This is a genomic window from Pedobacter sp., from assembly GCF_035566355.1.
Classification (GTDB): domain Bacteria; phylum Bacteroidota; class Bacteroidia; order Sphingobacteriales; family Sphingobacteriaceae; genus Pedobacter.
This window is the reverse complement of the sequence record NZ_DATMRL010000389.1, coordinates 1-7,801: the sequence shown is the minus strand read 5'-3', so window position 1 is coordinate 7,801 and position 7,801 is coordinate 1. Positions and strand designations below refer to the sequence as shown.

General features: G+C 40.5%; 7 protein-coding genes and 1 tRNA gene. 2 read left to right on the top strand and 6 right to left on the bottom strand.

Annotation, left to right across the window (positions count from 1 at the left end; translation table 11 throughout):
• The 4 genes from VNZ46_RS14830 to VNZ46_RS14815 all read right to left on the bottom strand — a co-directional run.
• Nucleotides 1-685, bottom strand: a 685-nt coding sequence (locus tag VNZ46_RS14830; RefSeq protein ID WP_325560853.1) for an NAD(P)/FAD-dependent oxidoreductase, incomplete at its 3' end; no start/stop codon positions are given.
• Nucleotides 686-733: 48 nt separating this feature from the next.
• The gene (locus VNZ46_RS14825; RefSeq protein ID WP_325560852.1) at nucleotides 734-1,315 is read right to left on the bottom strand and encodes a TetR/AcrR family transcriptional regulator; all 582 of its coding nucleotides are present in this window, start codon (nucleotides 1,313-1,315) and stop codon (nucleotides 734-736) included.
• A gap of 164 nt (nucleotides 1,316-1,479) precedes the next feature.
• Complete coding sequence (locus VNZ46_RS14820) at nucleotides 1,480-3,114, bottom strand: ABC-F family ATP-binding cassette domain-containing protein (RefSeq protein ID WP_325560851.1); 1,635 nt, start codon at nucleotides 3,112-3,114, stop codon at nucleotides 1,480-1,482.
• Between the two features lie 105 nt (nucleotides 3,115-3,219).
• Nucleotides 3,220-4,050, bottom strand: a complete 831-nt coding sequence (locus tag VNZ46_RS14815) for an SDR family NAD(P)-dependent oxidoreductase (protein ID WP_325560850.1) — start codon at nucleotides 4,048-4,050, stop codon at nucleotides 3,220-3,222.
• Nucleotides 4,051-4,103: 53 nt separating this feature from the next.
• Here VNZ46_RS14815 and VNZ46_RS14810 point away from each other — a divergent pair, with 53 nt between their 5' ends.
• On the top strand, nucleotides 4,104-4,466 hold the full coding sequence (locus tag VNZ46_RS14810; protein ID WP_325560849.1) for a helix-turn-helix domain-containing protein: 363 nt from the start codon (nucleotides 4,104-4,106) through the stop codon (nucleotides 4,464-4,466).
• 86 nt (nucleotides 4,467-4,552) lie between these two features.
• Here VNZ46_RS14810 and VNZ46_RS14805 read toward each other — a convergent pair.
• Nucleotides 4,553-4,632 (bottom strand) — tRNA-Leu (locus tag VNZ46_RS14805).
• A gap of 60 nt (nucleotides 4,633-4,692) precedes the next feature.
• Nucleotides 4,693-4,977, bottom strand: coding sequence for a DUF3817 domain-containing protein (locus VNZ46_RS14800; RefSeq protein WP_133780261.1), 285 nt, complete (start codon nucleotides 4,975-4,977; stop codon nucleotides 4,693-4,695).
• A 214-nt stretch (nucleotides 4,978-5,191) separates the two neighbouring features.
• On the opposite strand from VNZ46_RS14800, the gene VNZ46_RS14795 reads away from it, so the two are divergent.
• Entirely contained in the window at nucleotides 5,192-7,471 is a 2,280-nt protein-coding gene (locus tag VNZ46_RS14795) for a family 20 glycosylhydrolase (RefSeq protein ID WP_325560848.1), read from the top strand.
• Nucleotides 7,472-7,801 lie beyond the last annotated feature (330 nt).

Genomic DNA, 7,801 nt, shown 5'->3' with positions numbered 1-7,801 from the left:
TCGCATATATAGCATCGAGCTTAAAGGCACTTCCATCACTAAAATTTATGGACTGGATATACCCCTTATGATGCTTGAACTTCAGGATCTTTTTTTCTTCTATAGCTATATTCTTAAGTGCCAGTTGATCTGCCTGTGTGGCTGTAATGGTGGATGGACCATTGGTGAATATGGTCAGTTGGTCTGTCCAGTTGTGGAGCAATTGACTGAATTCAAAGGCGATGTCACCATTGGCAAGTAGACCTGTTTTTTGCCGTTTATATTCATAACCATGGCAATAGGGGCAATGTATAGCGGAGATTCCCCAACAATCATCAAAGGATTCGATATTGGGCATCAGGTCTTTTACACCTGTTGCAAACAGTAATTTTCTTGCTGTAAGGTCTTGATAGCCGGGAGTGGATACCAGAAACTGTTCTTTCTCTCTTTTTACCTCTGTAACCCATGCATCCATAAACTGAACTGTTGGGTATTGCAGAACTTGTTCCTTTCCAGTTTCTGCAATAGCAGCGGGTGTTTTTCCATCTTGTGTAAGGAAGTTGTGAGAATGAGGTGTGTGACGGTTACAGGGCTTTCCACTGTCAATAACCAATACTTCTCTAATGGCTCTGCCGAGGGAGAGGGCCGCGGATAAGCCGGCATAACTGCCTCCGATGATGATGACGTCAAAGTTTTTAGTGATCATATGTATAAATTTTATGTCTCCTAAATGAGATATATTGATGCGATTTTTTTACATCCCAATTCCTTTACTGAAGGAATACCAGGCAAATTTTTTAACGCTGTTCCGGGCAATTGAACCAATAGATTCCGCTTCAACTGCTGCATTGATAACGCCGCTAAAAAGGGTTAATATCCATTCTACAGTGAGATGTCTGCTGATCTGGCCTTTTTCCTGCAGCAGAAATATGATGTTTTTATAATTTTCATACATGGCATCATATTCTGCACAGGCTTCATTCTCAGCGTTGTGCTGATGTTCGTGCCTGCTGTGGATTTTATTAAAAAAGGAATATTTTGCACCACAGTTTATTCCGGCATACAGCATGTTTTCCAGCTGTACTAAGGGCACGGTGGAACTGTTCATTGCCTCTGCCATTGATTTTCTGCATTTAACTTGCATATCTCTTTCGCAATGCATGACCAGATCATTCCTGTCTTTAAAATAACGGTGTAATGTTCTTCGCGTGACTGCAGCTTTTTCCGCTACTTTTTCAAGAGGAGCAGAGAAGTCTTCGTTAAAGATGGCTATAGCTGCGTCTATGATTTTCTGTTGCGTATCTGTATTGTTCATAGTGGCTGCAATATATGACATATTTCTCAAATGTGAGACATGTGATTTGAAAATATACTTTAAAATGATAGAATAAAGGGGATACTGATGGATGATGTAAATTCTTATTTGCAAAAAAAGAAAGCCTTAGAGAAATCTAAGGCTTTATATGCATTCAATAGGTGCTTTTAGGATAAATACCTTTTTTAGCTTTGTTCGATTTCTTTTAAGCTATCCATTTTCTTGTAGGCCAGGAATCCTTTGATGTCCTCAAAGTGTTCCCGGACGCGCTTATTTCCAAATTCGAATACTTTCTTTACCAGCCCATCCAGGAAATCCCGGTCGTGGGATACGAGAATCAAAGTGCCATCAAAATCTTTAAGGGCATCTTTGATGATGTCTTTGGTCTTCATGTCCAAATGATTGGTTGGCTCATCCAGTATCAACACGTTTACGGGTTCCAGTAGTAACTTGATCATGGCCAAACGGGTTTTCTCCCCTCCGGAGAGTACCTTAACTTTTTTCGTGGTATCATCGCCACTGAACATAAAGGCACCAAGAAGGTCTTTGATTTTTACAGTACCATCGCTTAATGGAATCTGGTCAATGGTTTCGAACACCGTTAAGTTCTCGTCAAGCAGCGCGGCCTGGTTTTGGGCAAAATAACCAATCTTGGCATTGTGGCCTATTTTTAAATCTCCTTCAAAATCGATCTCACTCATGATGGCTTTGATCATCGTCGACTTACCTTCTCCGTTTTTACCTACGAAAGCTACCTTTTCTCCTTTTTCGATCACCATAGACGCTTTTTCAAATACAACATGATCGCCATACGTTTTAGTAAGCTCTTCTACAATTACAGGATATTGGCCAGAACGTGGAGATGGTGGAAATTTCAATCGTAATGCGGAAGTATCTACTTCATCGATTTCAATAACTTCGAGCTTTTCGAGCATCTTTACGCGCGATTGCACTTGCAGGGTTTTGGAATAGGTTCCTCTAAACCTGTCTATAAATTCCTGGTTATCTGCAATAAAACGTTGCTGTTCCTCATAAGCTTTCAATTGGTGTACACGACGGTCAGCGCGCAACTGGAGATAGTGGCTGTATTTGGCTTTGTAATCGTATATTCTGCCCATCGTAACTTCGATGGTACGGTTGGTAATGTTGTCTACAAAGGCACGGTCGTGTGAGATCACCATAACCGCTTTTGCTGAGTTGATCAGGAAATCTTCCAGCCATTGTATACTTTCGATATCCATGTGGTTGGTCGGCTCATCCAGTAAGATAAGATCGGGCTTCTTTAACAGGATTTTAGCCAGCTCAATGCGCATGCGCCATCCCCCGGAAAACTCAGAGGTTTGGCGGGTAAAGTCTTTACGCTCGAAGCCTAAGCCTTTTAATACCTTTTCTACTTCTGCATCATAATTGATCTCTTCGATCGAATAAAATTTTTCACTCAGTTCCGATACACGTTCGATCAGCTTCATGTAATCATCACTTTCGTAATCTGTACGGATGGTAAGCTGCTCATTCAGCTCATCAAGCTCTTTTTGCATCTGATTTACCTCTTCGAAGGCTTTCATCGTCTCTTCAAAAACGGTCACCTTATCATGGGTGAGCAGATGTTGTGGCAAATACGCTATTACCGCATCTTTTGGACCGGTTACATTCCCGGAAGTAGGTTTAGCCACATCGGCAATGATCTTTAGGATGGTCGATTTGCCCGCGCCATTTTTACCCATCAGGGCAATTTTATCGTTCTCGTTTATCGAAAAGGTTACGTCGCTAAACAGGGTGGTTCCGCCAAATGAAACGGAGATGTTATTTACATTAATCACAGTATGGGAATATTGAATTATTGGCAAAGATAAGGGAAAGACATTGAATTATGACGCGAGAAATAAAAGGGTTTGTGGTTTGGTAATATGTCACTTCTGTAATGATCAAAATGGATATCTGCGCATTCCACCATCAACGACGGCTACGGTGCCGGTTATATAAGCCGCCCGCGGCGATACCAGGAAAACGGCCATGTTGGCGATATCCTGCGGTTCTCCAAAATCACCTAAGGGAATTTCGCGTTCCGCATACTTTTTGCGTTCGTCGCCAGGGAAGTAAGAGCGAATGTTATTTGTATCTATCAGGCCTGGCTGTAAGCAGTTAACAGTAATACCGTATTGACCTACTTGCCCTGAAAGTTGTTTGGACCAAGCGATAATGGCTGACTTTGCAACGGCTGATACATTGATCGTGCGCAACTCATAGGTGCTTGCCAGATTAAGAATCGCTCCTTGTTTTCGGTTTATAAAATGGGGCAAAAGTTGTTGTGTTAATTGTCGAGGCCGGTTAAAATCCAAATCCATGGTTTCGATCCATGGTTCTTCCGGCCCTGCGACTTCTACCGGCTGGCTCTGCCCTGCATTATTAATGAGAATATCGACATGTCTCAAGCCAGACAACGCCGCAGCTGCAATGTTTTCCGGTCCGTCAGCCGCAGTAAAATCCTGAACAAAGGTGATGGGATCTATGCCGCCTGCGGCAACCAATTCCTCTTTCAGGCTATTTAGTCGGTACTGGTTTCTTGCAGTAGCAAAAACGGTCACCCCTTCCAGCGAAAGTTGTTTGGCAATTGCCCGACCAATTCCCTGACTGGCGCCGGTTACTATAGCGGTTTTTCCTTTTAAATACAAATCCATAGTGTTGTTTTTAATTGTTGTTCCTTTGTAATTAAATAAATGATCTAAAAATTCTTTTGCTAAAGTAGGTTGCAGCATTTAATTTTATGGGTTATACAAGTAATTGTACGGTACTAACAAATATGTAAGTAATGGCAATCAGAAAGGACAACTCAACCTATTCTCTTAACGAAAAATTCATGACAGAATGTGATCTTACATATGCTGTCAACAAGATCGACGGCAGATGGAAAATATTGATATTAGATAAGTTGGGTGATAGTAAAATGAGATTTGGTGAACTTAAAAAAGTGTTTCCTAATATCTCTGAACGTATGCTAACCTTACAACTTCGTGCATTAGAAAAGGATGATCTGGTTAAACGGACAGTTTATGCTGAGGTTCCTGCAAGAGTAGAATATGAACTTACCGAGATGGCGTTTGCGTTCATCCCTATTTTTAAGCAATTGAGTGAATGGGGTGGCAAACATAGGAATTTTCCTAAGAAAGCTTGATAACTCTGAGGTCAAAAAAAGGCTCACTGGAGCATTAAAAACAAAAACCCGGATGACAGCGATTCTTCGCAATCAATCCGGGTTTGTACCCAGCGCCGGAGTCGAACCGGCACGGTTTCCCACAGGTGTTTGAGACCAGCGCGTCTACCAATTCCGCCAGCTGGGCATTTGCTTTGTTAGCGGGTTGCAAATGTATAAAATGAATTATAAATAGCAAAATTTATTTTTAATTATCTTCTTTTAGCTTTTTGTCAACATAGAATGGGGCAAAAGGCAGCAATGAAGCCAGTACGATCAGAGCTGATTTTCCTGTTTTCCATTTGTTATCCATCCAGGCCATGATAAAAAAGGCAATGTAAAGTACAAATAACAGACCGTGTGCCCAGCCTGTGTATTTTACGGCAAGAGGAAGATCTGCAAAATATTTAAGGGGCATTGCAATAAAAATTAACAGGATATAAGAAATTCCTTCTGCAACGGCTACTTTTCTAAAGATGGATAGAGAATTCATAATGGGGTATTGATTTGCGGCTAAAATACAGTAAAGACAGATGCGAAAAGATCCTTTTTTGCTTTTTTACAATGCGTTAACTCAGCAGGTTCGCAGTTCATATTTGATGATGAGTTATCTTGCTATTTCAATTTGTGGCTTAAGGTTTTTTTAGTTGATTGTTTTTAGAAATCATATTCTATATTTGAATAAAAGGTTTTAGTAAAATTTATATATGAAGTGTCGATTGATTAATCTGGCCTTGTTGTCAGTGTTAGTTTGTATTAAAATTTCTGTACATGCTCAGGCTGTTCCTGGAACTTATGCAGTGATTCCCCAACCATCTGTCTTAAACCCGCAGCCTGGTCATTTTATTTTAAATCGTAATACGGTCATTAGTCCATCTCCGGGAACGCTCTTTGGAGCTGCTGTGAGAGAGCTGAAGACGATGAAGAATAAAACATCAGCAATAAAGAAAAATACAATTTCATTGAAATCTGTTCGTGAAGATGTGATTCCACGTGGAGGCTATAGACTTTCGGTCAGGAATGAAAATGTAGTGCTTACAGCCTCTACTGCCGAAGGTGCATTTGCGGCTGTATCAACTTTAAAACAGTTGATTGGAGCAAATCTTTATAAGGGGACCTTAAATGGGGGCTTTAAAATTCCGGGTGTGGAGATTAGTGATGCACCGCGCTTTGAATGGAGGGGAGTGCATTTGGATGTTTCCAGGCATTTCTTTGATCTGGAGTATCTGCGGAAAATGATTGACCGTATGGCTTTATATAAGTTTAATAAATTTCATTTGCATTTAACCGACGATCAGGGTTGGCGTATCGAGATCAAAAAATACCCGGAATTGACAGCTAAAGGTGCCTGGCGTACTTTAAATAAGCAGGATTCTGCCTGTTTGGTACTTGCAAAGGATAACCCAGATTATGAGTTGCCAGAAAAGCACTTTAAGGTGATTGATGGAGTTCGGAAATACGGTGGATTCTATACTCAGGAAGAGATGAAAGGGCTGATTAAATACGCTGCAGACAGATCTGTGGAAATTATACCTGAAATTGATATGCCGGGACATATGATGGCTGCAACAGCTTTGATGCCCTGGCTGACTTCAAACGGTAAAGGAGGACAGGCTAAAGACTTTTCTGAACCTTTATGTCCATGTAAGGAAACCACGTTTGAATTTGCGGAGAATGTATTTACAGAAATTGCAGCATTGTTTCCAAGTAAATACATTCATTTAGGCGCTGATGAAGTAGAGAAGAGCAGCTGGAAAAATGTGCCTGAATGTGATGCACTGATGAAGAAGGAGGGCTTGGAAGACATCAACGAATTGCAAAGCTATTTTGTCCATCGTATGGAACGTTTCTTTAATAGCAAGGGAAAAAAGTTAATTGGCTGGGATGAAATTCTGGATGGGGGTGTTTCTCCTACGGCTACATTGATGTATTGGAGGACCTGGGTACCGGATGCTCCGAGACATGCAGCGGAGAAAGGCAATGAACTGATCATGACGCCAGGAGAGTTTTGTTATTTCGATGCACAGCAGGATGCGAATTCTTTGCAGAAAGTATACTCTTTTGATCCTTACAATTTTAAACTGAATACGGCTGAAAAAAAATTTGTAATGGGGGTTCAGGCTAATATCTGGACGGAATATATTCCTAGCGAACAAAGATTGGAGTATATGGTCTTTCCCCGTTTGCTGGCGATGGCTGAAGTAGCTTGGGGTAAACCGAGTTTGGATTGGAAAGGCTTTGAACAAAAGGTTATTGATCAGCTCCCTATGCTGGATGCGATGAAAATTAATTATCGTTTTCTGGACTTGAACGGGTTTAGTGTAAATAGTGTATTTGTAGATAAGGCTTCTCTGGAAATTTTTAACCCGGTTAAGAATTTTGATGTACGTTATACCACAGATGGTTCTGTACCAAATTTATCTTCTAAATTGTATAAAGGGAAACTGACCATTGAACAACCTGTTCAGTTTAAATTGGCTGCGTTTAATACAGCAGGAAAAAGAGGAGAGTTGTATACCGTTAATTATGAGAAGCAGGACTACGCTCCGTCAGTTCAGTTGACTTCTCCAAAAAAAGGTCTGGATTTTTTCTACTATCCAGGAGCCTATCACTTTGTGAAAGACATTAATGAAAAAGCACTTGAAGTACAAAAAGTGACTCCTGCAATTGAAATCCCTGTTGAAAAAACGGCAGATCAGTTTGCAACACGTCATAAAGGCTATTTTTATGCGGCTGAAAAAGGTATTTACACTTTTTTCCTTCGATCTGATGATGGCAGCGTGTTGAAGCTGGAAGGGAAAATGCTTGTGGATAATGATGGATGGCATTCTTCATTTGAAAAATCTGCCCAGATTGCTTTATCTAAGGGATACCATCCCTTTGAACTGTTGTTTTTAGAAGGTGGTGGTGGATATACATTGAAACTTGAAGTTCAATTACCTTCGGGCGAACGCAGACCAGTGCGGTCAGAAGATTTTTACCGGTAGGGGCCTGAACATAAATGAACAGTTCAATGTCCGGTTATGAACAAAGGAGCAAACGTAAGTTGCTCCTTTGTCGTTTTATGCTGGTTTTTGATTATGGCATTGCTTTAGATCGTTGATTTTATACTGATTGTTGCGGTAATATAAAAATCATCTCTGACTATGTTTAGACTGAACTTAAAAATAGCCTTACGAAACCTTTTTAAACGAAAAGGATATACCCTGATTAATATTGCAGGACTTTCCATAGGAATGGCCAGCTGTATATTGATCTATATGTTTATTTCATTCGAATTAAGTTATGATCAATCTTTCTCTAAAAAGGACAGGATA